The organism is Streptomyces sp. NPDC002911 (genome assembly GCF_053591835.1).
Genome location: NZ_JBSFUO010000008.1, coordinates 138,419 through 161,872, shown reverse-complemented (window position 1 = coordinate 161,872; position 23,454 = coordinate 138,419). Strand labels below are relative to the sequence as shown.

Here is a 23,454-nt window from a genome sequence, read left to right as displayed (position 1 = left end):
CTAACTACCTAGTGCGTTAATTAGCCGGGTCCGCTCGCCTCTCCCCCGCACGGAACGCTTCCGAAGGAGCCCGACGTGACCGCTCACGACCCTTCCGCCGGCCCCCCGCCCCGGCAGCCGCAGTCCCAGCCCCGTAAAGCCGCGCTCGCCGCCTGGATCGGCAGCGCGCTCGAGTACTACGACTTCTTCATCTACGGCAGCGCGGCGGCGCTGATCTTCCCCAAGGTCTTCTTCGACGAGTCGGATCCGGCGAACGCGACCCTGCTGTCGCTGGCCACGTTCGGTGTCGCCTACGCGGCCCGCCCGGTCGGCGCGCTCTTCCTCGGCCACGTCGGGGACCGGCTCGGCCGCAAGAAGATCATGGTCTTCACGCTGATGCTGATGGGTGTCTCGACGTTCCTCATCGGCTGTCTGCCCACCCGGGACCAGATCGGCGGGGCCGCACCCGTCCTGCTCGTCCTCCTGCGGATTTTGCAGGGCATATCCGCGGCGGGCGAGCAGGCCAGCGCCAACTCGATGAGCCTGGAGCACGCGCCCGAGCACCGGCGCGGCTACTTCACCAGCTTCACCATCAACGGGACGCAGGCCGGTCAGCTGATCGCGACCCTGGCCTTCATCCCGGTCGCAGCGCTGCCCGAGGAACAGCTCCTCTCCTGGGGCTGGCGCATCCCGTTCTGGCTGAGCGTCGCCGTCGCGGTGACCGGCTACGTCATCCGCCGCACCTTGGAGGAGACACCGGTCTTCACCAAGCAGGCGGCGACCGAAGGCGTGGCGAAGATGCCGCTGGCCGTGCTGCTGCGCGACCACTGGGCCGACGTGCTGCGGGTCGTCGCGGCCGCCGTGATCGCCACGGTCAGCACGATCTTCACCGTCTGGGCCCTGTCGTACGCGACCAGCGACGCCGTCGGCATGAGCCGCACCGGCATGCTCTGGGTCGGGGCGGTGGCCAATGTGGTCGCCCTGTTCACCATCCCGCTGTGGGCCCGGCTCTCCGACCGCGTCGGACGCCGGCCGGTCTTCCTCATCGGGGCCGTCGGCAGCGCGGTGACGATGCCTCTGTACCTGTGGGCGATCTCCACCGGCAGCTATCCGCTGGTGCTGATCCTGGGTGTGCTGGTCTTCGGCGTCGTCTACAGCGCCGCCAACGGCATCTGGCCCGCCTTCTACGCCGAGATGTTCCCCACCCGGGTCAGGCTCTCGGGCATGGCGATCGGCACCCAGACCGGCTTCGCCATCGCCGGATTCGCCGTGGCCTTCGCCTCGCAGATCGCCGGTCCCGACGGCGACAACTGGGCCGGCGTAGCCCTCTTCGCCGCCGCGCTCTGTGTGCCGCCGGTCGTCGCGGCACTCTCCGCCCGCGAGACGGCTCATGTGGAGACGGAGCGACTCGGGGAGCGGGGCGGCGAGGTGGCCGCGGAGGCCGGGGCCTCGGTCAAGGCCTGATCCCCACTACGGCCGCCCGGCCCCGGGGCAGACCGAGGCGGGTCCGCACCCCTTCGGCCCGCCCGGGGGTGCCTACGCCTTGCTGCCCGCCTGTTCCGGTACGGGCCCCTCGGCGGTGGCGTCCCCCGCCTCGTGGTCAGGCCGTCCGGCCTCTTTGGTGCCCGCGGGGGCCGGGGCCCGCAGCCTGCGCGGCCCGGACAGGGCCCACGTCAGTCCGAAGCCCGCGGCCACCACCACCGCACCTCCGACCGCGTCCAGCACCCAGTGATTGCCCGTGGCGATGATGGCGGAGACCGTGAACAGCGGGTGCAACAGGCCCAGGGCCTTCATCCACGCCTTCGGCGCGAGCAGCACGATCACCACACCGCACCACAGCGACCAGCCGAAGTGCAGCGAGGGCATCGCCGCGTACTGGTTGGTCATCGCGGTCAGCGCCCCGAAATCGGGGCTCGAGAGGTCCTGCACCCCGTGGACGGTGTCGATGAAGCCGAGCCCCGGCATCAGGCGCGGCGGTGCCAGCGGGTAGAGCCAGAAACCGAGCAGGGCGAGGACCGTGGCGAAGCCGATGGTGGTGCGGGCCCAGCGGTAGTCGGAGGGCCGGCGCGCGTACAGCACCCCGAGAATCGCGAGCGGCACGATGAAGTGGAACGTCGAGTAGTAGTAGTCGAAGAAGTTGCGCAGCCAGGGGATGCCGACGACGGTGTGGTTCGCCCAGTGCTCGATGTCGATGTGCAGCCACTGCTCGGCAGAGTGGATCTGCCGGCCGTGCTCCTCGGCGGTGGAACGCCCAGCGGTCGCCGCCAGCCTGACCTTCGCGTACGCGGAGTAGACGACCCGGATGAGCAGGAGTTCCAGCAGGAGGTTGGGGCGGCTGAGCACCCGGCGCCAGAACGGCAGCAGCGGCACCCACGCGTACCGCGCCGGCACCGGCTTCGCGTGGTCCGCGGGGGCCGGCCGCTGCCAGTAGGGCGAGGCGCGGGACAGGAACGGCACCGCGCAGGCCGCGGCGAGCGCGGTGACGAGCAGCGCGTTGTCGCGCACGGGAAGCAACACGCCGACGTTCGGCAGCAGCATCTTCCCGGGCAGGGTGAGGACGAGCACCACGACCGCCGGCCAGACCAGCCGGTCCGAGGCCCGGGTACCGGCGCGGCCGACGACGGCGAGCAGCACCCAGAGCAGCTGGTGCTGCCAGGCGGTGGGCGACACGGCGACGGCGACACAGCCCGTGACGGCGACGGCCAGGAGCAGCTGCCCGTCCCGTGCGTAGCGGGCCGCGCGGCGCAGCCCGAGGAAGGCGACAGCGACGGCCAGGACCAGGAACAGCGCGGTCTCGAGCGGCCCCTGGAGCCCGAACCGCAGCAGCGCCCCGTGCAGGGACTGGTTCGCCAGGCTGTCCGGGCTCTCGCCGAGTCCGGCACCCGCGAGGTGGTGCACCCAGTACGCCCAGGAGTCACGGGGCATCATGACCCAGGCCAGCGCGGTGCAGACGGCGAAGGTGGCCCCCCCGCTCACGGCGGCCCGGCGTCGGCCGGTGAGCCAGAACAGGACGGCGAAGAGCAGGACGGCGGGCTGGAGCGCCGCGGCGATACCGGTCAGCACGCCCGGAAGGCGCTCACCGCGTGCCGCGAAACAGGCCAGGAGCACCAGCAGGACCGGCAGGATGCTGGTCTGGCCCAGATGCAGGGTGTTGCGGACGGGCAGCGACACCATAAGCAGCGCGATCGCGACGGGCGCCGCCAGGAACGCGGTGCGCCGGCTCACCGGTGCGGGCAGGGCGCGGACAGCGACGAATCCGAGCAGCACGACGAGCAGCAGCGAACCGAATGTCCATACGACGCCGAGAGCCTGTTCGGCCGAGACCGTCAGCGGTTTCAGCACCAGCCCGGCGAACGGCGTCCCGGTGAACCGTCCCGGGTCGTACAGGGATCCCGCGATGTGCAGGACCCCTGTCGCGCCGGTCCAGGTCTCCAGATCGGTGAGCCGTTCGCCGGGGGGCCGTCTCAGTACCACCGCCGCCTGCCGCACCGCCAGGACACCGACGAGCAGCCAGAGGACCGCTCTGACCGCCGCGGCCCTCGTCCCCGCATCCGCCGCCGCGTCCCCCCGCACACTGCGCTCCACATCTGTCACGCTGCGCCGACCCTCCCGTTTTCATGCACTGCCCCATCGGCCGGGTATGTGCGGATGAAGCCTTGCATTGCCCTGTGAGGTAGACACAATCAATCCCCTCTTCGCCTGACTGTCACCGCAGATTCGCCGAAAGACTGTCCGAATTCCGGTTGCGGCTCTCGGGCGGCTGCCGACGGGCGGCCCTTCGGCAGCGGCGGGGCTCAGCTCTCGTACACGGGTACGTCCGCCTGGCAGCCCGCGAAGAGGGGGACGTCCGACGAGCCGTCCAGGACGACGATGCCGAAGGGCCGGTCGAAGGCGATGTGCCGCACCACCCGTGGCCTCGGGGCGGCGGACCTCGCTGCCACGACGGTGACCGCCGCGGCCTCCACGCCCTTCTCGGCGATCTTCACCACCGCTTCCTGGACCACCTCGGAGATGTGGAGGCGCACGGGCGAGAGACCGGAGAAGTCCGCTGCGGCGGGGTCGGTCGCGAGCCGCACACCGAGCGCCGCCAACTGCTCCGTGATACGGATTTCGGTACGCAGGGTGAAGCGCGGCAACGAGAAGGTCACCACGTCGGCGGGCGGCGCGGACCGCGATTCCTCCGGGGCCCACGCCAGGGGCAGGACCGCCGCGGCTCCCTCGCCCGGCTCCCCCAGCACGAACCTGACCCGTGCCGGTCCGGCACCGTCCCGCTCCGAACGGCAGCGCAGCTCGACGACGTACGCGCCCGCCGTCGTCCACACGTCGCCGCGTCCGGCCGACGCGTGCATCGTCGGCACCGGCCGGCTCGTACCCGCCGCATCGGTGAAGGGGACGTCACGGGTGCGGGCCATGTCGAACGCTGCCTCCCAGCGAGCCGTCAGCGCCAGCACGTTGACCAGGGCGAGCGCGACGTCGCCGCCGAGATCCAACGGCAGCCGCTCGATCAGGCCGCCGGTCTCCTCGCGGACCCACGCGTCGATCTCCGCGACGTCGACCGGGCCGAACGCGACGTCGGGCAGCGACTGTTCGTACTCCGGGTGGAGCGGCACGCTGTTCCACACCCGGGTCGCCACATTCAGCGCCTCCGTGCGCCGCCAGTCCCGCGCGGTCTCCGTGACCACGGCCGCCGCCTCCTGCCCGGCCACGCCGAGCAGTGTGCGCAGTTCCGCGGCGGTCTCCCTACGGGCGCCTGCCGCGACTGCGGTCAGGGCCAGCCACAGCCCGGCGGGCGAGCACACGAAGCCGCCCCCGGGCCGCTCCAGCTCCCGTATCCACTGCTCTCCGAGCCGCTGGACGGCTGCCGTCCCGACCACGTCCCGCATCATCGCTTCCCCCTGCACGTATTAGTGGTTCGTCTCACCGTCACACCCTGGACAGAATGAACCAATGACCTGGACCGTGACCCCCGAACACTTCGGAAGCCCCGAGGCGACCCTGCTGCGGCGGGACTATTACGACGAGGTCGCGAGCCGCTACTGGGGCCGCCCGGCGACCACGGCGGAGATCGACGACGGCCTGAGGGACGACGGCGTCGACCGGCTCGCCCCGCCCACAGGGGAGTTCCTGATGGGACGGTACGACGGCAAGGCCGCAAGCTGCGCGGGCCTGCGGCTGGTCGACGAGGTGACGGCGGAGCTGACCCGGGTGTTCGTCCGGCCCGCCTTCCGCTCGTCGGGCGGCGGCGGCCTGCTGCTCGCGGGCATCGAGAGCGCCGCGCGGGCCTACGGGGTGCGCCGGATCCGCCTCGACACCCGCAACGACCTCGTGGAGGCCCGCGGACTGTACGCGAAGCTCGGGTACGGGGAAGTCCCGGCGTTCAGCCAGGGCCCCTACGCGCAGCACTGGTTCGCCAAGGAACTCTGATCACCTGCCGCCGGTGTATCAGCCCACCGAGTGATCGCGGCGCGGTTCGGGCATGTGCGGCTGTTCCCGGCTCGATCCGCTCACCTCGGCCGACAGCTCCGTCACCAGGCGGACCAGGTCCGTGGGCCGGTCCGGGCCCCACCAGTCGCCCAGCAGCTCGGCCAGGGACTCCTCACGGGCCCGGGACAGCCGGACCACGGCCTCCTCACCCCGTTCGGTGAGGACCAACTGCATCCCCTCGCGCCGGGCGAAGCCGCGCCCCTCCACCTGACGGGCTGCGGAGGTGATCACCCGCAGCGGCACGGGGGCGACCTCGGCCAGCCGGCCGGGCTCGACGGTCCCGTGCCGTTTGATGCGCAGCAGCAGCCAGCTCGCGGCGGGCTGCAGGTCGTATCCGGCCTTCTCGGTGATCTTCTCGTAGATCTCCCGGCGCCCCTCACGCGTGGCGAGCACCGAGAGGGCACGGGCGCATTCGTCGTACGAGGAACGATGGACCGGGTTCGGGGCCAGGGTCTCACTGGTGTCGGGCGCTGTCACCGACCCGCGCAGGGGTTCCTCCTTGAGGAACCAGGCGAAGAGGAACGCGACGAGGACGACGGGCGCCGCGTAGAGGAAGACATCGGTGATCGAGGTCGAGTAGGCGCTGAGGACCGAGGGGCGCAGATCCGCCGGAAGCCGGCCGATGGCCCGGGGGTCGGCGGCCAGCGCCCCGGCGTCGACACCCGGCGGGAGCGAACGGCCTGTGAGCGCCTCTCCGAGTTTGCCGGTCAGCCGGTTGGTGAAGACGGTGCCGAAGACGGCCACACCGAACGACGCGCCGATGGACCGGAAGAAGGTCGCGCCTGACGTGGCGACTCCGAGGTCCTCGTAGCCGACGGAGTTCTGCACGATGAGCACGAGCACCTGCATCACCAGGCCGAGTCCGGCGCCGAAGACGAAGAAGCAGAGGCTCATCGTCCAGGTGGAGCTGTTCTCGGAGAGCGTGTGGAGCAGCAGCAGGCCGACCGCGGTCAGCGCCGTGCCGGCGATCGGGAAGACCTTCCAGCGGCCCGTCCGGCTGACGATCTGGCCGGAGCCCGTCGAGGTGAGCAGCAGCCCGAGGACCATCGGCAGCATGTGCACACCGGACACGGTCGGGGTGATGCCGTGCACGACCTGGAGGAAAGTCGGCAGATAGGTCATGGCGCCGAACATCGCGAAGCCGATGACGAAACTGATGACGGCGACGAGGGTGAAGGTCCGCAGGCGGAACAGCTTCAGCGGCAGAACCGGTTCGGCCGCCCGGCGCTCGGCCGCGACGAAAGCCACGAGCAGCACCACGGCGAGGACGGCGAGGACGATGATCTGCGCGGAACCCCATGCCCAGGTGGTACCGCCGAGCGAGGCGACGAGGATCAGGCAGGTGGCGACGGAGGCGATGAGGAAGGTGCCCAGGTAGTCGATGGTGTGCTGGGTGCGGCGGACCGGGATGTGCAGGGCGGCGGCGATGACGAGCAGCGCGACGACGCCGACCGGCAGGTTGATGTAGAAGACCCAGCGCCAGCTGAGGTGCTCGGTGAAGAAGCCGCCGAGCAGCGGTCCCAACACGCTGGTCACACCGAACACCGCGCCGAAGAGGCCTTGGTACTTGCCCCGTTCGCGCGGGGTGACGATGTCGCCGACGATCGCCATCGACAGCACCATGAGCCCGCCGCCGCCGAGACCCTGGAGGGCGCGGAAACCGATCAGCTGCGGCATGTTCTGGGCCATGCCGCAGAGCGCGGAGCCGATGAGGAAGATGACGATGGCCGTCTGGAAGAGCTTCTTGCGCCCGTACTGGTCGCCGAGCTTGCCCCAGAGCGGCGTGGCCGCGGTCGCCGCCAGCAGGTAGGCGGTCACCACCCACGACAGGTGGTCCAGGCCCCCCAGTTCGCTGACGATCGTGGGCAGCGCGGTGGAGACGATGGTCTGATCGAGTGCGGCGAGCAGCATGCCGAGAAGCAGTGCGCCGATGGAGACCAGGACACTCCGCCGGGACCGTCCCCCACCGGGTGCAAGGGGCGGGGGGCTCAGCTGCTGGGTCATGAGCATCTCCTCGGGTCCGCTTCACCCCCATCCTGTCCGCTCTGCACTGTTATGGCCTGCCGAGTGCCACCACGGGCGTTGGGCTTCCCTGCGGCGGCCTGCATAATCGCAGGCAGTTCAAAGGGGAGGGAAACCACGATGACCGGACATACATGCCCGGAGTGCGGCGGCGAGCAGGGCGCGAGACCCGGGGCGGGGTGCGCCTGCGGAATCGGTACGGCCGCGCGGGCCGGGAACGACGCCCGTACGGCGGAGATCGCGGCGGCCGAGGACTTCGACCCGCTGCGGATCCGGCCTTACGTGACGCTGAACAGCGACGACACACAGGACCACGGCACTCCTGCGGCGGCCACGACGATGCCGCTGTTCCTGGACGGCGCGCCGGGCACCGGAGGGCCGGGGGGCGCGCCGACGGCGCTGCCCGGCACCGTCGTCGCGGACGAGACCCGGCGGCGTACCGCAGCGGCCTACGCGGGCAGCGGCCCCGACCCCGTGCAACCGCGCCGTCGGCGGCCGTTCGCCGTTGTCGCCGCGGGGGCGGCGGTGGCCGCGGTGGTGGGCACGGCCGCTTTCGCGAGCGGCCTGTTCGACGACGAGGACACCGGGGACGCGGCACTGCCCGAGGCCACGACGAGCGCGCCGGACACGAGCACCGCGCCGGCCGCATCCGTGTCCGCGTCTCCGTCGGCGCCCCCTTCGGCCGCGCCGTCCCCGTCGGCAACGGTGTCGCCCTCGTCGTCCCCCTCTCCGTCCGTGAGCCCGTCGGCTTCGCGTTCGGCTGTCACTTCGACGCCGCCGACGCCCTCGGCGTCCGCGGCGTCCGCGGCGCAGGCCCCCACCACGACAGCGGCGACGCCGCCCGCGGAGGAGGCGTCCGGGAGCACGTTGCGACGCGGGGACCGCGGTGCGGAGGTCTCCGAGCTCCAGCGGCGACTGCAAGAGGTCTGGGTCTACCGGGGACCGGAGGACGGCACCTACTCGGAGCAGGTGGAGCGGGCCGTCGCCGAGTACCAGCGGTGGGTGTCGGTCAAGGGTGATCCATCGGGCGTCTACGGGCCGGAGACCCGTCAGGCGCTGGAGGCGCAGACGGGCGGCGACAGGCGGCACCGGCCCTGAGAGCCGGGCCGACGGACCAGCGGACTGGCGTTTTGGCGAAGGTTTTTGTATCGTAGGGGAACAAAGTAGCCTCCGCTCGTTCTCCCTGACCGGCGGGCGGGGCTGCTTGTTTTCTTCACCGCAGCTACGAGCTGTTCCCCCGCGCCCTGGAGCATGCCGATGCCGGCCACCGTCCTCGAAGCCCGCGCCCTCCTGCTGGACATGGACGGCACCCTGGTGAACTCCGACGCGGTGGTGGAGCGCTGCTGGCGCCGCTGGGCGATCACGCAGGGCCTCGACCCCGAGGCGGCACTCAAGGTGGTCCACGGCCGCCAGGGTTACGCCACGATGGCCGCCCTGCTGCCGGAGCGCCCCATGGAGCAGAACTACGCGGAGAACCGGATCATGCTGGCCGAGGAGACCGCGGACACGGACGGCGTGGTGCCCATCGGCGGCGCACCCGCCTTCATGACATCGATCGCCGGCCTCCCCCACGCGCTCGTGACCTCGGCCGACGAGGCACTCGCCCAGGCGCGGATGACGGCGGCGGGCCTGCCGATGCCGGAGACCCGGGTCACCGCCGAGATGGTCGGCGCCAGCAAGCCCGATCCGGAGGGCTTCCTCAAGGGCGCGGCCGAGCTGGGCTTCGACCCGGCGGACTGCATCGTGTTCGAGGATTCCGAGGCGGGCGTCACGGCGGGCCGGGCGGCCGGCATGCGCGTCGTGGGCGTCGGCCCGCGCGCGGCGGCACTCTCTCCCGACGCCCACGTCGAGGACCTGACACGGCTTCGGGTGGAAGCGGACACGGACGGTTCGATCCGCCTGCACATCGACGCCCGATAAGCCTTCCCCGGAGCACACCCCACCCCTCTCTCACTCCCGGTGCAGCAGCCCCCGCGCGGCCAGTTCCAGCACCAGCGCGACGGCGACAGCCTGCACCGCCGTCAGCGCCACCAGGACGAACAGCTGCACGGCGCCCGCCTCCACGGGTGAGGCGCCGCCCAGCAGCATGCCCACGAAGGCCCCTGGCAGGGTGACGAGCCCCACGGTCCGGGTCTGGTCCAGCCCCGGCAGCAGCGCGTCCGACGCCGCGGGGCGGGCGATCTCCAGCCGGGCGTCCCGGTCGGGCAGCCCGAGCGCCATTCCCGCCTCCACCTCCCCCCTCCGTGTCGCGAGCTCGTCCAGCGCGCGCCGCCCGCCGAGCACGGTCGCGGTGAGCGCGCCGCCGATGAGGATGCCGGTGACCGGGATCAGCGCGATGCCGCGTACCGGGAGGAGTCCGGTCAGCAGCAGCACCGCGACCACGGGCACGACACCCGCACCGATCGGCAGCGCCGCCCACCACCAGGTGCGGTTACGGGTGAGCCGCCGGCCCGCGGTACGCACGGCGACCGCGATCATCAATGCCAGGAAGCCGAGCAGGGGCCCCCGGGAGCGCACCACCCAGCCGATGAGCAGGGAGACGACACCAAGCTGCACGGCGGCACGCAGCCCCGCGACAGCGATCTCACGGGACCGGCCCAGCGAAGCCCACGCGGCGACGGCGACGGCGAACACCAGGAGCAGGGCGAGCACGACACCGAGCGTGGGAGTGACCGGAAGCAGCACGCTGCCACCCTAAGGGCCACCCCACTCCCACCTCGGAGAACTACCGACCGCCAACTACCGGCTCGAACAGTTTTCGGACGGGACGTCAGACCGACCTCCCCAACCCTTGATGTGACGTGCACATGTCGTCACTCTGTTACCTGGCGAGCACCCCACCGAAACCCGGCGCCGCCACGATGGCCCGGCTCTGCGGGTCACCCGCTCAATGTCCCTCCACAGCAAGGAAGTTCGCATGGCACACATCTACGCGCGTCGCATAGCGGTCGCCGCCGCCTCCGCCGCGCTCGCCGCTACCACCGGACTCCTCACGGCCCCGACCGCCCAGGCCGCGATGCCCACCCCGGTCAGCGCCTCGACCGCCCGTACGTATCTGAGTCAGCTCAGCGTCTCCACCGAGGGCTCCTCGTCCGGCTACAGCCGCGACAAGTTCCCGCACTGGATCACCCAGTCGGGAGCCTGCAACACCCGCGAAGTGGTGCTGAAGCGTGACGGCACCGGCGTCGTCCAGGACTCCTCCTGCGCCGCGACCAGCGGCAGTTGGTACTCGGAGTACGACGGCGCCACCTGGACCGCCGCGTCCGATCTGGACATCGACCACATGGTCCCGCTCGCCGAGGCCTGGCGCTCGGGGGCCGGCGGCTGGACCAACACCCAGCGCCAGTCCTTCGCCAACGACCTGACCCGCCCGCAACTCATCGCGGTCACCGACAACGTCAACCAGTCCAAGAGCGACCAGGACCCGGGCGAGTGGCTCCCGTCGCGCACCGCCTACCGCTGCACATACGCCCGCGCCTGGGTCCACGTGAAGCACCACTACGACCTCACCGTGGACTCCACCGAGAAGAGCGCCCTGCAGTCCGTCCTCAACAGCTGCTGACCGCCCGCCCGGGCCGGAACCGCCCGGCGGAGGGCCGTGCGCGCCGAACGGCGCGTGCAGCCCTCCGCCGCTTCCCTGCGCCCACTCAGCGATACCCCCGGGCGGTATCTCGTCGCGATGTGCGTCCGCAGGAACAGGTCACACTGGACGGGACGGGAGATGACGGTCATGGAGCCCAGCGCACATCACACCGCCCCCGGTCACGCCGCGCATCACGCACACGCGGGTGACGCCGGGCACGAGAGGGCCGGGGTGACCTGGGCGGCCGCCGCGAGGGCGACGCTGCACTGCCTGACCGGGTGCGCCATCGGCGAGATCCTCGGCATGGCCATCGGTACCGCCCTGATGTGGGGCAACGTGCCCACCATGGTCCTGGCGATCGCGCTGGCGTTCGCGTTCGGCTACTCGTTCACTCTGTTCGCGGTCCGCAGGGCCGGGCTGGACTTCAAGACCGCCATCAAGGTCGCACTGGCCGCCGACACGGTCTCCATCGCGGTGATGGAGCTCCTCGACAACGGCATCATCGCCCTGGTGCCCGGCGCGATGGACGCTCACCTCGCCGATGCCCTGTTCTGGACCTCACTGCTGGGCGGGTTCGTCATCGCCTTCCTGCTGACGACCCCGGTCAACAAGTGGATGATCGGCCGCGGCAAGGGCCACGCCGTCGTCCACGCCTACCACTGACCTCCCCACCGAACGCGCCCGGAGCCCGCCCTCGCAGGCCGGCTCCGGGCGCGTTCGCTCGCCGGCGCGTTCCCCCTGCGGAGCCGACCCGCTCTCCCCCGTAGCCTACGGAGCCATCGGTCACGCCGACGCGAGGAGTGCACACATGACCGGTCTGCGCCTGGGACCATTGCTGAGGTACGTCGACTGGGAGTCCGGCGCACGGGCTACGGTCTGGATGGAGACCACCAGACCCTGCACGGCGGAGGTCCGTTGCGCGGACGGGGCGGCCGGCACCTCTCCCACGTTCGCCGTCGAGGGGCACCACTACGCCCTGGTGGTGGTGACGGGCCTGACACCCGGCTCGACCACACCCTACGAGGTGCTGCTCGACGGCCGCCGCGTATGGCCGCCCGAGGACTCCCGCTTCCCGCCGAGCAGCATCACCACGCCCGCCGTACCGCAGCCGGACGAGGCGGGACCGGTCCGGGTGGCCTTCGGCTCCTGCCGCTGGGCGGCCCCTCCCGCACACGGGCACGACGCCATCGGCCCCGACGCGCTCGACGCACTGGCCACCCGCCTCGCCGCCGACCCCGAAGCGGTACGCCCGGACGTCCTCCTGCTCCTCGGTGACCAGGTGTACGCGGACGAGACGTCTCCGGCCACCCAGCGGCGGCTCGCCGCCCGCCGTGATCTGGACGAGGCCCCCGGCGCGGAGGTCGCGGACTACGAGGAGTACACCCACCTCTACGACGAGTCCTGGCGCGATCCGGACGTGCGCTGGCTGCTCTCCACGGTCCCCAGCTGCATGATCTTCGACGATCACGACGTCATCGACGACTGGAACACGAGTGCCGTCTGGCTCCAGGACATGCGCCGCACACCGTGGTGGCACGAGCGGATCGTCAGCGGGCTGATGTCGTACTGGGTCTATCAGCACCTCGGCAACCTCTCCCCCGAGACCTTGGAGGCCGACCCGGTCTACGCGGCCGTGCGCGCCGCCCCGGACGGCACCGAGACGCTCCGCAACCATGCGGCGGCCGCGGACGCCGACCCCACGCCGGCCCGGTGGAGCTACCGGCGCGTTTTCGGCCGGGTACGGCTGTTGATGGTGGACACCCGGGCGGCCCGGACCCTCGAGGAACAGCAGCGGTCGATGCTCCGCGACGAGGAGGCCCGGTGGCTGCGCGAAGCGATGCTGGCGGACCCCGGCGCGGTCGACCACCTGCTGATCGGCACCTCACTGCCGTGGCTGCTGCCACCCCTCGTGCACGACGCGGAGACCTGGAACGCGGCACTGTGCCGCGGCGAGCGGGGCGAGCGCTGGGCGCGCTTCGGGGAAAAGGTGCGCAGGGCCGGTGACCTGGAGCACTGGGCCGCGTTCCCGGAGTCCTTCCACTGGCTGTCGGAGCTCCTCAGAGAGGCGGGAAGCGGCCCGGACGCACCCGCGACGGTATGCGTGCTGTCGGGCGATGTGCACCATGCGTACATCGCCGAGCCCCAGTGGCCCGATACCGCCCGGGACGGCGCTCCCGCCGCACACATCCTGCAACTGACCTGCTCTCCCGTCCACAACTCCATCCCCGGATACATACGCACGGGCTTCCGCTTCGGCTGGAGCCGGGTGGGCCGACGGCTCGGGCGTGCGCTGGCGCGCCACGGGCGGACGGAAAGCCCTCCCATGCAGTGGCTCAAGACCGGCGGACCGTGGTTTGGCAATCAGCTCATGACTCTCACCCTGCAAGGCCGAAAAGCTGCACTGACATTGGTTCAGGCCAGGGCCCGGCCAACGGGGGCACAGCTCGAGACCGTGCTGGAGCGCACGCTGACTTCACACGTATGACCGGTTTTCAGCCAGTCGACATAACGTTGAACTTGCAAGTAATTATGAGGTGACCCTAACCTGAGGGCCCCGATCGGTTCACGTCCCCAGACCGAAGGAGCCCCACCCCCCATGTACATACGTCTGGACAAGGCCCAGCCCTACGCGCTCGGCCTCTTCCGCATAGTCATCGGTTTCCTGTTCGCCTGCCATGGCGCCGCCTCGCTCTTCGGAGTCGCCGGCGGCTCCGAGGGCGGCGGCACCATACCCGTCGGCACCTGGCCGGGCTGGTATGCCGCAGTGATCCAGCTCGTCGGCGGCACCCTCGTCGCGCTGGGCCTCGGCACCCGTATCGCCGCCCTCGTCTCCTCCGGCTCCATGGCCTACGCGTACTTCACGGTGCACCAGCCCGAGGCGCTGTTCCCCCTGCAGAACGGCGGCGAGGCTTCGGCTGTCTTCTGCTGGGCCTTCCTGCTGCTGGTCTTCACCGGCTCCGGCGCTCTGGCGCTGGACCGGCTGCTCTCCTCGCGCAGCGGCCCCGCGCGTGAGAGCGAGCCCGCCCGCGAGAAGGCGCAGGCCCTCTCGGCCTGACCCCCGCTCCGCCCCACGCGTTCCCCGTGCCCCGGCCCCCCTCCTCCCGAGGGGCGCCGGGGTCGTACGTGACCTGCGCGACATCACCCACACGCCCACTCGGCGAATACCAGGTGAACCGGGTGAACGGCAGGCGTACGCTGTACAGCTGACCCTGCCGCTCCTGCCGCTCCCCTGCGACGTCGCGGCGTTGACACGGAACACGGGAACGGGGAGTAGAAAGTGCTCGAGAGTGTGGGCGCGCTGACCGGCAGCCCATGGATTTACGCAGTGGTCGCCCTCTCGGTACTCCTGGACGTCTTCCTTCCCGTCCTCCCCAGCGGCGTCCTGGTGATCACCGCGGCCACCGCCGCGGCCGCGAGCACGACCACGGTCACAGCTGCGGCCGGTGAGGCCACCCGGCAGGTTCCCTCGCTCCTGGTGCTGACCCTCTGCGCGGCCACCGCGTCGGTCCTCGGCGACCTTGTCGCCTACCGCATCGCCTGGCGTGGTGGCGACCGCCTCGACCGGGCCATCGCCCGGTCCCGCCGCCTCACCTCCGCACAGGACCGCCTCGGCGCGGCACTGAGCCGTGGCGGAGGGACGCTCGTCGTCATCGCCCGATTCGCTCCGGCCGGCCGCTCCGTCGTGTCCCTGGGCGCGGGAGCCGCTCACCGCAAGGTGAAGGAATTCCTGCCCTGGTCGGCCGTGGCCGGAGTGGCCTGGGCCGTCTACAGCGTGGGCCTCGGCTACTTCGGCGGCCAGTGGCTGGGCGCGGGCTGGCTGGGCACGGCGGTCTCCGTCCTCGCCCTGTTCCTGGCCGGCGCCCTCGCGGCTCTCGTCGTCCGCCGCCCCGCCCACGCCGCCGCGGCACCGGCCGCCGGAGCCCCGGCCGGAACCTGACGATCCGCGAGGCCGCCCGGTCAGGCCCGGGCTGCGCCCCGTATCTCCAGGCCGTCCAGCAGCCGCTGGGTCGCCTCGGCGATCTCGGCCACCGCGCGGTCGAAGACCTCTTGGTTGTGCGCGGCGGGCGCACGGAAGCCGGACACCTTGCGCACGTACTGGAGGGCGGCTGCTCTCATCTCCTCCTCGGTGGCCTCTTCGGGGATGACTGGTGGACGAAGCGTCTTGATGCTGCGGCACATGCCTCCAGTGTGCGACGCACCACTGACAACGCGCCCGCAGAACCTACGCTCCGCGCCGCTCCCCGAGCCGCTCGAGCGCCGGGATGACGTAGTTCCCGTCGAGAACGGCCTGGTCGGGCAGGTGGAGCCGCAGCACCGGCCGAAAGCGACCGGCGGGCACCGGCAGCCAGTTCGCCGCCTCGGCCGGGTCCGCGGGCCGTTCCGCGGACAGGTGCAGCGTCAGCGCGCCGTCGGCGCCGTGGACGAGCCCGGGGGTCCGGTCCCCGATCGCGTACCGGTCCGCCGCATGCGCGACCAGGTGGCAGCCGGGGCTGTCGTACGCGGTCAGCGACCAGAACGCCCGGGCCGGCGGCGGCTGGGCGAGGCGCAGGACGTAGCGGTGGGATCCGTCGAGCGGGCGGCCCCGTGAGTCCCGGGCCGAGTGGGCGTACACCGCCTCGTACCCATGGGGCAGCCAGTGTCCCCGCCGCGCTGCGACCGCCCTGACCAGGTACGACGCCTCTCGGTCGGGGATCGTCCACTCCGGCGTGCCGAGCGTGCCGACGCCGAAGTGGTCCAGGTTGTAGTCGCACAGGTGCGGAGTCGCCTGCCAGGCATCCGGAGGGCCGTCGGCGTGGAGCGCGGGCCGGCGGGCCGCCTCCTCCACGCGGAGCCTGCCCAGCGCGAGCCCCCGCCTCAGCGCGCGTACGAGGCCGGGCCCGGCCGACACGTACGGCGAGATCCCCTCCTCCAGGAGCCCCAGGGGCTGGAAGCGGTCCTGGTACGCGCGATCGGCGGCGGCGGGCGGGAAGTCGGCCATCCACACCCGGAGCTCCTCGAAGAACAGCAGCTCCCCCGGGACCCCGCGCTCGGCCGCCGGAAGCCCGGTCCGGTGGGCTCGGTCGCCCAGATGGGTGAGCGTGAGTTCCTGTTGGAGCGCCCTGACGCGGGGCAGGTCCTCGGGCCCGTCGCACGCGAGGCGGCCGACGACGGAGACGACGGACGTGGGCGCGTCGATCACCCCCGACAGCCCGTCGGGGACGGTGCCGGCCCAGCCGGGAGGCACGATCATCCAGTCCCCCTCGCCCGTGCCGGTGGCCCGGGTGCCGAGGTACGCGAAGGCGTTGCTCCACGCGTCCACGAACTGGAGGACGTAGTACGCGCCGTCGGTGTCCGGGACATGCAGCCTGACCGGCCCTCCGGAGAGGTCGAGCTGGGCGAGCGCGTCGACGAGGTCGGCCGGGGCGTACGGGGTGTGTGTGCCGGGCGTGGCCGGCCCGTCCGCGTGGGCGAAGCCGTTGAACGGTGCCGACGCCCCGCCCCCTTCCCGGAGACGGGCCCGGACGGCCGACAGCCGGCGGACGAGCGGGGACCCGTAGACGTACGCGTCGGCTGCCAGCGCCGTGATCGCGTCCGGCTCCAGGCCGCCCCGTCCCGGGCTCACGTCAGACGGCCGGCTTCGCCCGGTGGGCGCAGAGGGCCCAGATCACGAAGGTGCCGAGCGCGAGGGAGATGATCGCCCACAGCGGTTGGTACGGCAGCCGGATGAAGCCGGCGATCAGATTCAGCGCGGTCGGCACGATGCCCACGCCCCAGGCCGTGCCCTTGGGAATGCCCCATCCTGCGAGCACCAGGAACACGCCGAGGATCACGTGGATCCATCCCAAGGGGGTGATGTCGAACGTAAACGAACGTCACCTCGCTCGCTGCCCGAGGGCTGCCGGGGCCGGGGGCGGAAGGCCGCGAGGAGCGGGGCGCGGATGCGGACAGGGACACGGAATTCCTCCGTTCGTCGTCGAACCACCCCGCATCGCTGCGCGGTGGTTCGACCCTGTGCGACAGCCTCACCCACCACGACCCGGACGCACCCGGCCGGGTGACGGGCACCGTCTCGCTCAAGGCCCTCCCACGGTCACGACCTGCCCCTGGGCGTCAACGGTGATCACCACCCGCTCGACCTTGTTCGTCAGTGCCAGGACGGCCCACACGGCGCCCCGCATGCAGCACGAGAAGACCGTCAGAAAGGCGTGCAGCACATGATCGACCGGCTGCCCGCGCACCAGTACGGCCTGGCTCCCGGACCGGGACTCCACCCGCCAGCCGGCCGCGACACGCCGGCCCACCACCCAGTCGAGGATCAGGCCCCGCTGGGTGCCATCCGGGGGCCCCTCCGCCGGCCCAGTAATATCCGGGGGGAGGTTCGAGTGACACCTCGCGCCGGTGTGCTCCACGACGTTTCACGGCGCTCACCTCCAGGTGTCGAGATCTCCGCCCCGCCACTCGATCAACTCCGGCTGGTCCAGATCGATCTCCTCGGCTCCCTGGGCGAGCCCGGCCCGCCGGAGCAGCGAGGCGACGTCCCCCCGCCCGTGCGCCAGTCCGACGATCTGCCCGCGCACGGTCACCCGCCGCCCACCGGTCGGTGAGGGCGGATACACGATCACAGGGGGGTGTCCGGACATGCCTCCACGGTCCCCCGCGGCTCGTCGGCTCGCATCCCGGGGCCCACCGGGGCGGCCACGGGCCGGCGCCGCAGCAGGAGCGGCGTGCACAGCGGCAGGACCGCCGCCGCGATGGCCGCGCGGGTGCCGGTCGCGATGGACGGCACCCCCCATACCGCCGTCAGGCCGTATCCACGCGGCTCGCGGTCTGGAGCGCCGTCTCGGCGTCCAGCTGTTCGTCCGCACCGTCCGGGGAGCGCGGCTGACACCCGACGGCCGGCATTCCCGCCCCCAACAGGACAACCCGAGTCCCGTGTGACGCCCCGGAGCTGGGGTCGCCGACATGAATGCCGCCATAGCCGCCATAGCCGCCATGGTCACCGCAGTCGTCGGAGTGCTCGGCACGCTCTTCGCGCCGGTGATCACCAGTCAGGTGGCGAGACGCCAACGCACGGAGGACGCACCACTCGAAAACCGGCGCAGGCACTTCGAGGACCGGCGCGGAGCGTACACCTCGATGAATCGAGCGACCCGTCGCTTCCACACCCTCCTCAAGGACGCCCTGCACCGCTTGCGTGACGGGGTCTACACGGATGACGACCGGGCCCAGCTCGAGAAAGGCCGACGCGACTACCGCGACCGGTACGCCGAAGCTCAGATGATCGTCCCCGACACCGTCCTCGCCGCCTCCCGCGAACTCAACGTGGTCCTCGCCGGGGTGGATGCCGCGCTCAAGCGCATCGACCGCGGTCTGCCCCGCGACGGCGAGACAGCCGATCAGCTGCTCCTGGACCTCAGATCCGCGGATCCGGAACTCACCGCCACGCATCGCCTCATGCGCCAGGACCTCGGCATCACCGAATGAAGCGCCGCCGTGCACACGGCGGCTACCGACCGCCGCCGGGTGCGTGGTACGCCTCTGCTGCAGTGCCGGCCGAGTGATCAGACCGACGCAGGATGGAGAAACGGTGAGTGCAGGCAGTCGCGGGGTGCTGGGAGTCGTGGGTACCGCAACCGATGGAGTCGAGACGTTGCGCACCGGGCTGGTCGAGCCGGCCCTCGCACTGGGCTGGCAGGTGGCCGTGACGCTCACGCCGAACGCCGGCCGGTGGCTGAGGGCGAACGGTGAGTGGCGCCGGCTGGAGTCACTGACCGGCCTCCCGGTGCGGGACACGCCTCGTCTGCCGGCCGAGCCCCGCCCGCACCCTGTCGCCGACTGCTACGTCGTCGCACCGGCGAGCGCGAACTACGTCGCCAAGCTCGCGACGGGCATCGCCGACAACCAGGCCCTGACGCAGGTGAGCGAGGCGCTGGGCACGACCGGCATCCCGGTGGTGGTGTTCCCCCGGATCAACGCGGCACACGCACGACACCCGGCTTGGGAAGGCCACATCGAGACTCTGCGCAGGGCGGGCGTGGACCTGGTTCACGGATCTGATGTCTGGCCCCTGTACGAACCCCGCCAGGGCCCGGCGGACCGGGGCCTTCCGTGGCCGGCGATCCTGGAGCGCCTGGCCGTCCGCGCTCGTTGACGCATGACCTCCCTGGGATTGATCAACGACCTCCGGCAGGGCCTGCGCGGAGAGGTGTTCGCCCTCGGTCCCGTCTCGGGGGACTTCACCTTCACGTCCGACATCATGGCGGTGGTCCGCCACGGCGGCCCGATCCGCCCGCACGACGTCATCGAGGTCGGGCTCCCACCGACTCCGTCCTCCGCTGGGGCGGAGTCGGTGGGACGCGTGTCAGCTCGGCGCCGAGTCCGTTCGTCGCTCGTGACGCGCACGTGCGAGGTGATGGGACTCGTGGAGCAGTCGGCGCACGGCCTCATCGGTCCGCCGTCCGGGATTCACCACCGCGAGCCAGCCGACGGAACCGTGGACGGGGTGCGCCATCACCGCATCGGGGACACCGGGGTCGACGTCGAGGGCTGCTTCGCGCGGCCCGTGGCCGGTCCACTCTCTGAAGGCTTCCTTCCCCGCGGCGATGTTGACGCGGAACGTGTCCGGGCGGTCCAGGCACGACCTCTCGTCGCCCGGATAGTTCTTTGTCACGATCGTCGCGAAGGGTTGGGTCGTTGTCGGCATGACGCCGTCGGGCGCGTAGTAGAAGAACGTGTCACCCCAGCTGATCTCAGGTGAGCCGTCATCGGGTGCCGGCCTGAGGGCCAGGACCCCATCGAGGTCTTCCACGAAGGCGATGATCTCGTCCATGGTCATGTGCTCAAGCGTTTCATTGACGTGCTTGTGGAGACTTATAGCCGGGACAGGAAAGAGCAGCGGGTGCCAACTCTCAAGTCGTCATACCTGCGCACGGCCGACCTCGCGCGACGAGCCGGGTACTCCGTCCAGCAGGTCCGCAACCTCGAACGGGACGGTGTCCTGCCACCGGCCGCGCGCACGGCGTCGGGCTACCGGATCTACCGGGAGGTCCACCTGCAGTCCGCACTGGCCTACCGAGCCCTTGCGACCTCCACGGGCCCCGTCGAGGCCAAGCGGCTCATGCGTGCCGTACATGAGCGCCCGACCGCGGAGGTACTCGCCCTGCTCGACGCGGCACACGCCCGGCTCCACCGCGAGCGTACGGACCTCGCACTCGCCCAGGAGGCCGCCATGGCGATCTCCGCCGAGCTGATCGAGGACGTACGCCCGTCGGACTCGATGAGCGTCTCCGAACTCGCCGCCGCGCTGGGAGTACGCCCGTCGGCCTTGCGGCACTGGGACGCCGAAGGGCTCGCTGTTCCGGACCGGGTAGCTCCGCGAGGCACGCGACGGTATTCCCCGGCCCAGACCCGGGATGCCCGGATCGTGCACCAGCTACGCAGCGCCGGCTACCGCATCGCCCCACTCCGGGACTTGATGCCGAGCCTGCGACGCGGGCACGGACAGAAAGACGTCGGAGCCGCGCTGGCCGTCCGGGACGCGAGCATCACGGCTCGCTCCCGCGCCCTCCTCGACGCCACCGTCCCGCTCAGTGCGGTCCTCGCTACGCGCTCCGAGGACTCGCAGGGTAATGACGCGACGTCAGAGGACCAGCGACAGCCGGGGAATCACTGAGGTCGGCTGCGCGCAGTGGCGCCTGGAGAGACGACTCGCAGGCCGGCGACGGTACGCCCGTCCCGGGGCGGCTGACGGACGGCCCGGAGCACGCGATGAACACCCGGGAGTCACGTGGCCGTCGACTACGAGGCGCCCCCGCTGCCGGGGGTGCTGCGGACCTACCCCTACCCGTGGGACAACGCCTTCGCCTGGACCTCGGAGAGGGAGAACGCGGAAAACCCCGCCTACGCGCGGGCCGTGCTGGAGGTCTGCCTGCCCGCCCGAGCCACCGGCGGAGCCCGAGCCGTACGAGCTGCATCCAGCCCGGCACCATGCAGGCTTCGGGGCAGGCGTGGTTCAGGGCGTCGCCGTCATCACCACGACAGTCGCGGGTCCTGCTCGTGCTCGGGAGAATGCGCGGGCAACTCGGCCGCACCCGGCCCGTCCGTACGCCAGAGGCTTCCGGGCTGCGGGCTGTCGTCCCGCCACGGAGGCGGCGCGACGTGCACCCGCTGTGTGCGTGGGATCGACACCTCGACCAGCGCGCCGTCCTGGAACATCCACAGCCCGAAGCAGTCGTCGTCTTCGTCGTGGAGCATGACCTGGACGCACTCCGGCTGGTTCCACGGCAGCGCTTCGAGATCCGCGAGGACCCCCCGGCGCCGGCTCTCCCGGTAGAACTCGAGATACCACCCGCCGACGAACCAGTCGGGTATCCGCTCGAAACTGCCGTGCCAGCTGCGCGTCTCGTCGCAACGCGTCAGCGGCTCCATCACCTCGTCCTCGTACCGTGCCAGGACGAGGACCTGCGCCATTCTGCTCATGAGCGGATGCCATCCTGTGGAGCGGCGCCTGGCAAATGCTTTTCCACGCACGGCTCTTGAACCTCCGGCTCAGGTGTGAGCGGTGCGGCGACGGCCGGCCGTGCTTGTTCACGGCTCTGACGCGCCAATCCGCGGTGGCCGTAGGCCCGTAGAGCACCGGATGCGACGTGCTCAGGCTCGGCGGCCGGCGGCGGCCTCGATGAGCTCGCCGAGGCGGGCGAGCGTGGTGGTGAGCTGGGCGATCTGCTTCCTGATGCGGGCGCGTTCGGCCTCCAGCATGGCCTGCTGGTGCTCGGTGGTGGTATCGGTGTCGATACAGGGGAGCAGTTCGGCGATGCGGCGGCTGGACAGGCCCGCGGCGTAGAGCTGCTGGAGGATGCGGACCCGGTCGAGGGCGTCTGCGGCGTACTCGCGCTGGCCGCCGGGGCTGCGGTCGGACGTGAGGAGCCCCTGTTCCTCGTAGTAGCGCAGTGCACGGACGCTCACTCCGGAGCGCCGGGCGACCTCGCCGATGCGCACGCGTTCCTCTTCTCGTCGAATGCTCGTCGCAACCCGGACGCGGGATTTGACTCTGACGTCAGCGGTAGGTTCTACCGTACCCGACATGATCACACCGAACACTGAACCGAACACCCTCACCCACTCGATGCCCGGGCTCCGGATCGAGGGCGCGGTCGCGCTCGTGACCGGCGCCAACCGAGGACTGGGCCGCCACTTCGCCCGGCAGCTCCTGGAACGCGGCGCGGCGCGTGTGTACGCGACAGCCAGGCGTCCGGAGGCGGTCGACCTGCCCGGCGTCGTGCCGCTGCGGCTGGACGTCACGGACGACGACGAGGTCCGGGCCGCGGCCGCTGCGGCGGGTGACGTGACGCTCCTGGTGAACAACGCCGGGGTCACCCACTTCACCGACCTGGTTACCGCTGATCTGGCAGCCGTACGCGCGGAGATGGAGACGAACTTCTGGGGCACGCTGGCCGTCGTGCGAGCGTTCGCCCCGGTGCTCTCGGCCAACGGGGGCGGGGCGATCCTCAACGTGCTGTCCGCGCAGTCCTGGCACGCCTCCCCGGGCAACAACGGCTACCACGCCAGCAAGGCAGCCCAGTGGGCGTTGACGAACGGCGTGCGAATGGAGCTTGCCGAGCAAGGCACGCTCGTGACCGGGCTGCATCTGGGAGCTGTCGACACCGACTTCAGCGCCTCCTACGACGGACCCAAGGGTGACCCGGACGACACCGTCCGCGCCGCCTTGGACGGGATCGAGGCGGGAGCGGTCGAGGTGGTTGCCGATGAATGGAGCGCACACGTCAAGAAGTCGCTGGCCGAGGGTCCCACCCGACTGCACGACGAGATCCGCGCCGGCATCATCTGATCAGATCGCCCCGGTTCGACCGGAGTGCGTCTGTGGCGACAGGGCCGAAGCTGCGACCGGGTGGCCCGGCCCCGTGACTCTCGCACAGGCCAGGCTGGTGGGGTGCGGGCCACCCGTCGAACAGGTGAGCCGTCACGAAAGATCGAGGTCAGAGCGAGCCGCCTGAAGGAGAGAATCAGGCTCATGCGGGACCGCCTCGCACGGAGCGTCCTGCGGACGGGATGCGCCGGCCCAGCAGCCTCGATGTCAGGTACGGAGGTCGAAGGCCCCCAACCATGATCGGTTGGGGGCCTTCGCACTGGTGGGCGCGGGCAGTTTCGAACTGCCGACATCTGCTTTGTAAGAGCAGCGCTCTACCCCTGAGCTACGCACCCGTGGATGAAGCAACAGATTACATGGCCCATGCCCCTGGGCGGCAATCCGGTTCCTGGCCTCCCGCGTCCCGGAGCCGTTACGGGGGATATCCCCACCCCGGAGACGGTAGCCGTCCGGATCGTCCCGGAGTGGGGCCCGTACATACGGTGGTGCCACATCGGCGGCACTCTCAGGGGGACTCGAC

The 23,454-nt window shown here is 71.3% G+C and carries 27 protein-coding genes and 1 tRNA gene; 14 read left to right on the top strand and 14 right to left on the bottom strand.

Annotated features, from left to right (window positions below; all coding sequences use genetic code 11):
- Positions 1-75: 75 nt before the first annotated feature.
- Entirely contained in the window at positions 76-1,443 is a 1,368-nt protein-coding gene (locus tag ACWD04_RS15335; protein WP_451131974.1) for an MFS transporter, read from the top strand.
- A 72-nt stretch (positions 1,444-1,515) separates the two neighbouring features.
- Here the strand turns inward: ACWD04_RS15335 and ACWD04_RS15330 are convergent, their stop codons facing one another.
- Together ACWD04_RS15330 and ACWD04_RS15325 are read right to left on the bottom strand one after the other, a co-directional pair.
- Positions 1,516-3,573, bottom strand: a complete 2,058-nt coding sequence (locus tag ACWD04_RS15330; RefSeq protein ID WP_451131972.1) for a bifunctional glycosyltransferase 87/phosphatase PAP2 family protein — start codon at positions 3,571-3,573, stop codon at positions 1,516-1,518.
- Between the two features lie 200 nt (positions 3,574-3,773).
- Positions 3,774-4,862, bottom strand: a complete 1,089-nt coding sequence (locus ACWD04_RS15325; protein WP_451132258.1) for a serpin family protein — start codon at positions 4,860-4,862, stop codon at positions 3,774-3,776.
- Between the two features lie 64 nt (positions 4,863-4,926).
- Between ACWD04_RS15325 and ACWD04_RS15320 the strand changes: the two genes are divergently transcribed.
- Entirely contained in the window at positions 4,927-5,403 is a 477-nt protein-coding gene (locus tag ACWD04_RS15320) for a GNAT family N-acetyltransferase (RefSeq protein ID WP_451131970.1), read from the top strand.
- Between the two features lie 18 nt (positions 5,404-5,421).
- Here ACWD04_RS15320 and ACWD04_RS15315 read toward each other — a convergent pair whose 3' ends face one another.
- Positions 5,422-7,467, bottom strand: a complete 2,046-nt coding sequence (locus ACWD04_RS15315) for a DHA2 family efflux MFS transporter permease subunit (RefSeq protein ID WP_451131968.1) — start codon at positions 7,465-7,467, stop codon at positions 5,422-5,424.
- Positions 7,468-7,605: 138 nt separating this feature from the next.
- Here ACWD04_RS15315 and ACWD04_RS15310 point away from each other — a divergent pair, with 138 nt between their 5' ends.
- Together ACWD04_RS15310 and ACWD04_RS15305 are read left to right on the top strand one after the other, a co-directional pair.
- On the top strand, positions 7,606-8,583 hold the full coding sequence (locus tag ACWD04_RS15310) for a peptidoglycan-binding domain-containing protein (protein ID WP_451131966.1): 978 nt from the start codon (positions 7,606-7,608) through the stop codon (positions 8,581-8,583).
- Between the two features lie 159 nt (positions 8,584-8,742).
- Positions 8,743-9,405, top strand: coding sequence for an HAD-IA family hydrolase (locus ACWD04_RS15305; protein WP_451131964.1), 663 nt, complete (start codon positions 8,743-8,745; stop codon positions 9,403-9,405).
- A 30-nt stretch (positions 9,406-9,435) separates the two neighbouring features.
- Here the strand turns inward: ACWD04_RS15305 and ACWD04_RS15300 are convergent, their stop codons facing one another.
- The gene (locus tag ACWD04_RS15300) at positions 9,436-10,170 is read right to left on the bottom strand and encodes an ABC transporter permease (protein ID WP_451131962.1); all 735 of its coding nucleotides are present in this window, start codon (positions 10,168-10,170) and stop codon (positions 9,436-9,438) included.
- 232 nt (positions 10,171-10,402) lie between these two features.
- Between ACWD04_RS15300 and ACWD04_RS15295 the strand changes: the two genes are divergently transcribed.
- From ACWD04_RS15295 to ACWD04_RS15275, 5 genes are all read left to right on the top strand, one after another.
- Positions 10,403-11,047 (top strand): HNH endonuclease family protein, encoded by a 645-nt coding sequence (locus tag ACWD04_RS15295; protein WP_451131960.1) that lies wholly within the window; start codon positions 10,403-10,405, stop codon positions 11,045-11,047.
- A 168-nt stretch (positions 11,048-11,215) separates the two neighbouring features.
- Positions 11,216-11,731 (top strand): DUF4396 domain-containing protein, encoded by a 516-nt coding sequence (locus ACWD04_RS15290; RefSeq protein WP_451131958.1) that lies wholly within the window; start codon positions 11,216-11,218, stop codon positions 11,729-11,731.
- A gap of 145 nt (positions 11,732-11,876) precedes the next feature.
- Positions 11,877-13,553 (top strand): alkaline phosphatase D family protein, encoded by a 1,677-nt coding sequence (locus ACWD04_RS15285; RefSeq protein WP_451131956.1) that lies wholly within the window; start codon positions 11,877-11,879, stop codon positions 13,551-13,553.
- A gap of 111 nt (positions 13,554-13,664) precedes the next feature.
- A complete protein-coding gene (locus ACWD04_RS15280; protein WP_451131954.1) occupies positions 13,665-14,123 on the top strand; it encodes a DoxX family protein in 459 nt (152 codons plus the stop codon).
- A gap of 222 nt (positions 14,124-14,345) precedes the next feature.
- Complete coding sequence (locus ACWD04_RS15275) at positions 14,346-15,005, top strand: DedA family protein (protein ID WP_451131952.1); 660 nt, start codon at positions 14,346-14,348, stop codon at positions 15,003-15,005.
- Between the two features lie 20 nt (positions 15,006-15,025).
- Here the strand turns inward: ACWD04_RS15275 and ACWD04_RS15270 are convergent, their stop codons facing one another.
- From ACWD04_RS15270 to ACWD04_RS15245, 6 genes are all read right to left on the bottom strand, one after another.
- Complete coding sequence (locus ACWD04_RS15270; RefSeq protein ID WP_451131950.1) at positions 15,026-15,247, bottom strand: DUF2277 domain-containing protein; 222 nt, start codon at positions 15,245-15,247, stop codon at positions 15,026-15,028.
- A 43-nt stretch (positions 15,248-15,290) separates the two neighbouring features.
- Positions 15,291-16,670 (bottom strand): DUF1254 domain-containing protein, encoded by a 1,380-nt coding sequence (locus ACWD04_RS15265; protein WP_451131948.1) that lies wholly within the window; start codon positions 16,668-16,670, stop codon positions 15,291-15,293.
- Between the two features lies 1 nt (position 16,671).
- Entirely contained in the window at positions 16,672-16,902 is a 231-nt protein-coding gene (locus tag ACWD04_RS15260) for a DUF7144 family membrane protein (protein ID WP_451132256.1), read from the bottom strand.
- A 219-nt stretch (positions 16,903-17,121) separates the two neighbouring features.
- The gene (locus tag ACWD04_RS15255) at positions 17,122-17,352 is read right to left on the bottom strand and encodes a hypothetical protein (RefSeq protein ID WP_451131946.1); all 231 of its coding nucleotides are present in this window, start codon (positions 17,350-17,352) and stop codon (positions 17,122-17,124) included.
- A 120-nt stretch (positions 17,353-17,472) separates the two neighbouring features.
- Positions 17,473-17,688 carry a hypothetical protein gene (locus ACWD04_RS15250; RefSeq protein WP_451131944.1) on the bottom strand — a complete coding sequence of 72 codons (216 nt, stop codon included), beginning with the start codon at positions 17,686-17,688 and terminating at the stop codon, positions 17,473-17,475.
- Complete coding sequence (locus ACWD04_RS15245) at positions 17,667-17,834, bottom strand: hypothetical protein (RefSeq protein ID WP_451132278.1); 168 nt, start codon at positions 17,832-17,834, stop codon at positions 17,667-17,669. The genes ACWD04_RS15250 and ACWD04_RS15245 overlap by 22 nt, the downstream gene beginning before the upstream one ends.
- A gap of 5 nt (positions 17,835-17,839) precedes the next feature.
- On the opposite strand from ACWD04_RS15245, the gene ACWD04_RS15240 reads away from it, so the two are divergent.
- The 3 genes from ACWD04_RS15240 to ACWD04_RS15230 all read left to right on the top strand — a co-directional run bounded on the left by ACWD04_RS15240 (position 17,840) and on the right by ACWD04_RS15230 (position 19,199).
- A complete protein-coding gene (locus ACWD04_RS15240; RefSeq protein WP_451132254.1) occupies positions 17,840-17,986 on the top strand; it encodes a helix-turn-helix domain-containing protein in 147 nt (48 codons plus the stop codon).
- A 24-nt stretch (positions 17,987-18,010) separates the two neighbouring features.
- Complete coding sequence (locus tag ACWD04_RS15235; protein WP_451131942.1) at positions 18,011-18,532, top strand: hypothetical protein; 522 nt, start codon at positions 18,011-18,013, stop codon at positions 18,530-18,532.
- A 103-nt stretch (positions 18,533-18,635) separates the two neighbouring features.
- Complete coding sequence (locus ACWD04_RS15230) at positions 18,636-19,199, top strand: flavoprotein (protein WP_451131940.1); 564 nt, start codon at positions 18,636-18,638, stop codon at positions 19,197-19,199.
- Positions 19,200-19,409: 210 nt separating this feature from the next.
- On the opposite strand, the gene ACWD04_RS15225 is transcribed toward ACWD04_RS15230, so the two are convergent.
- Positions 19,410-19,883: a DUF6194 family protein gene (locus tag ACWD04_RS15225; RefSeq protein WP_451131938.1), complete on the bottom strand. Its 474-nt coding sequence runs from the start codon at positions 19,881-19,883 to the stop codon at positions 19,410-19,412.
- 63 nt (positions 19,884-19,946) lie between these two features.
- On the opposite strand from ACWD04_RS15225, the gene ACWD04_RS15220 reads away from it, so the two are divergent.
- Positions 19,947-20,720, top strand: coding sequence for a MerR family transcriptional regulator (locus tag ACWD04_RS15220; RefSeq protein ID WP_451131936.1), 774 nt, complete (start codon positions 19,947-19,949; stop codon positions 20,718-20,720).
- Between the two features lie 356 nt (positions 20,721-21,076).
- Here the strand turns inward: ACWD04_RS15220 and ACWD04_RS15215 are convergent, their stop codons facing one another.
- Both ACWD04_RS15215 and ACWD04_RS15210 read right to left on the bottom strand, forming a co-directional pair.
- Positions 21,077-21,526, bottom strand: a complete 450-nt coding sequence (locus ACWD04_RS15215; protein ID WP_451131934.1) for a hypothetical protein — start codon at positions 21,524-21,526, stop codon at positions 21,077-21,079.
- A gap of 171 nt (positions 21,527-21,697) precedes the next feature.
- The gene (locus ACWD04_RS15210; protein ID WP_451131932.1) at positions 21,698-22,045 is read right to left on the bottom strand and encodes a MerR family transcriptional regulator; all 348 of its coding nucleotides are present in this window, start codon (positions 22,043-22,045) and stop codon (positions 21,698-21,700) included.
- A gap of 85 nt (positions 22,046-22,130) precedes the next feature.
- On the opposite strand from ACWD04_RS15210, the gene ACWD04_RS15205 reads away from it, so the two are divergent.
- Positions 22,131-22,895: an SDR family oxidoreductase gene (locus ACWD04_RS15205; RefSeq protein WP_451131930.1), complete on the top strand. Its 765-nt coding sequence runs from the start codon at positions 22,131-22,133 to the stop codon at positions 22,893-22,895.
- Between the two features lie 299 nt (positions 22,896-23,194).
- Here ACWD04_RS15205 and ACWD04_RS15200 read toward each other — a convergent pair.
- Positions 23,195-23,269: transfer RNA gene (locus ACWD04_RS15200), tRNA-Val, on the bottom strand.
- Positions 23,270-23,454 lie beyond the last annotated feature (185 nt).

Bases quoted from the DNA above. Each gene is read 5' to 3' on its own strand.
- ACWD04_RS15325 (WP_451132258.1), bottom strand. From the start codon at position 4,862: ATGCGGGACGTGGTCGGGACGGCAGCCGTCCAGCGGCTCGGAGAGCAG.
- ACWD04_RS15320 (WP_451131970.1), top strand. From the start codon at position 4,927: ATGACCTGGACCGTGACCCCCGAACACTTCGGAAGCCCCGAGGCGACC.
- ACWD04_RS15315 (WP_451131968.1), bottom strand. From the start codon at position 7,467: ATGACCCAGCAGCTGAGCCCCCCGCCCCTTGCACCCGGTGGGGGACGG.
- ACWD04_RS15310 (WP_451131966.1), top strand. From the start codon at position 7,606: ATGACCGGACATACATGCCCGGAGTGCGGCGGCGAGCAGGGCGCGAGA.
- ACWD04_RS15305 (WP_451131964.1), top strand. From the start codon at position 8,743: ATGCCGGCCACCGTCCTCGAAGCCCGCGCCCTCCTGCTGGACATGGAC.
- ACWD04_RS15295 (WP_451131960.1), top strand. From the start codon at position 10,403: ATGGCACACATCTACGCGCGTCGCATAGCGGTCGCCGCCGCCTCCGCC.
- ACWD04_RS15290 (WP_451131958.1), top strand. From the start codon at position 11,216: ATGGAGCCCAGCGCACATCACACCGCCCCCGGTCACGCCGCGCATCAC.
- ACWD04_RS15285 (WP_451131956.1), top strand. From the start codon at position 11,877: ATGACCGGTCTGCGCCTGGGACCATTGCTGAGGTACGTCGACTGGGAG.
- ACWD04_RS15280 (WP_451131954.1), top strand. From the start codon at position 13,665: ATGTACATACGTCTGGACAAGGCCCAGCCCTACGCGCTCGGCCTCTTC.
- ACWD04_RS15270 (WP_451131950.1), bottom strand. From the start codon at position 15,247: ATGTGCCGCAGCATCAAGACGCTTCGTCCACCAGTCATCCCCGAAGAG.
- ACWD04_RS15250 (WP_451131944.1), bottom strand. From the start codon at position 17,688: ATGTCCGGACACCCCCCTGTGATCGTGTATCCGCCCTCACCGACCGGT.
- ACWD04_RS15235 (WP_451131942.1), top strand. From the start codon at position 18,011: ATGAATGCCGCCATAGCCGCCATAGCCGCCATGGTCACCGCAGTCGTC.
- ACWD04_RS15225 (WP_451131938.1), bottom strand. From the start codon at position 19,883: ATGACCATGGACGAGATCATCGCCTTCGTGGAAGACCTCGATGGGGTC.
- ACWD04_RS15215 (WP_451131934.1), bottom strand. From the start codon at position 21,526: ATGAGCAGAATGGCGCAGGTCCTCGTCCTGGCACGGTACGAGGACGAG.
- ACWD04_RS15205 (WP_451131930.1), top strand. From the start codon at position 22,131: ATGATCACACCGAACACTGAACCGAACACCCTCACCCACTCGATGCCC.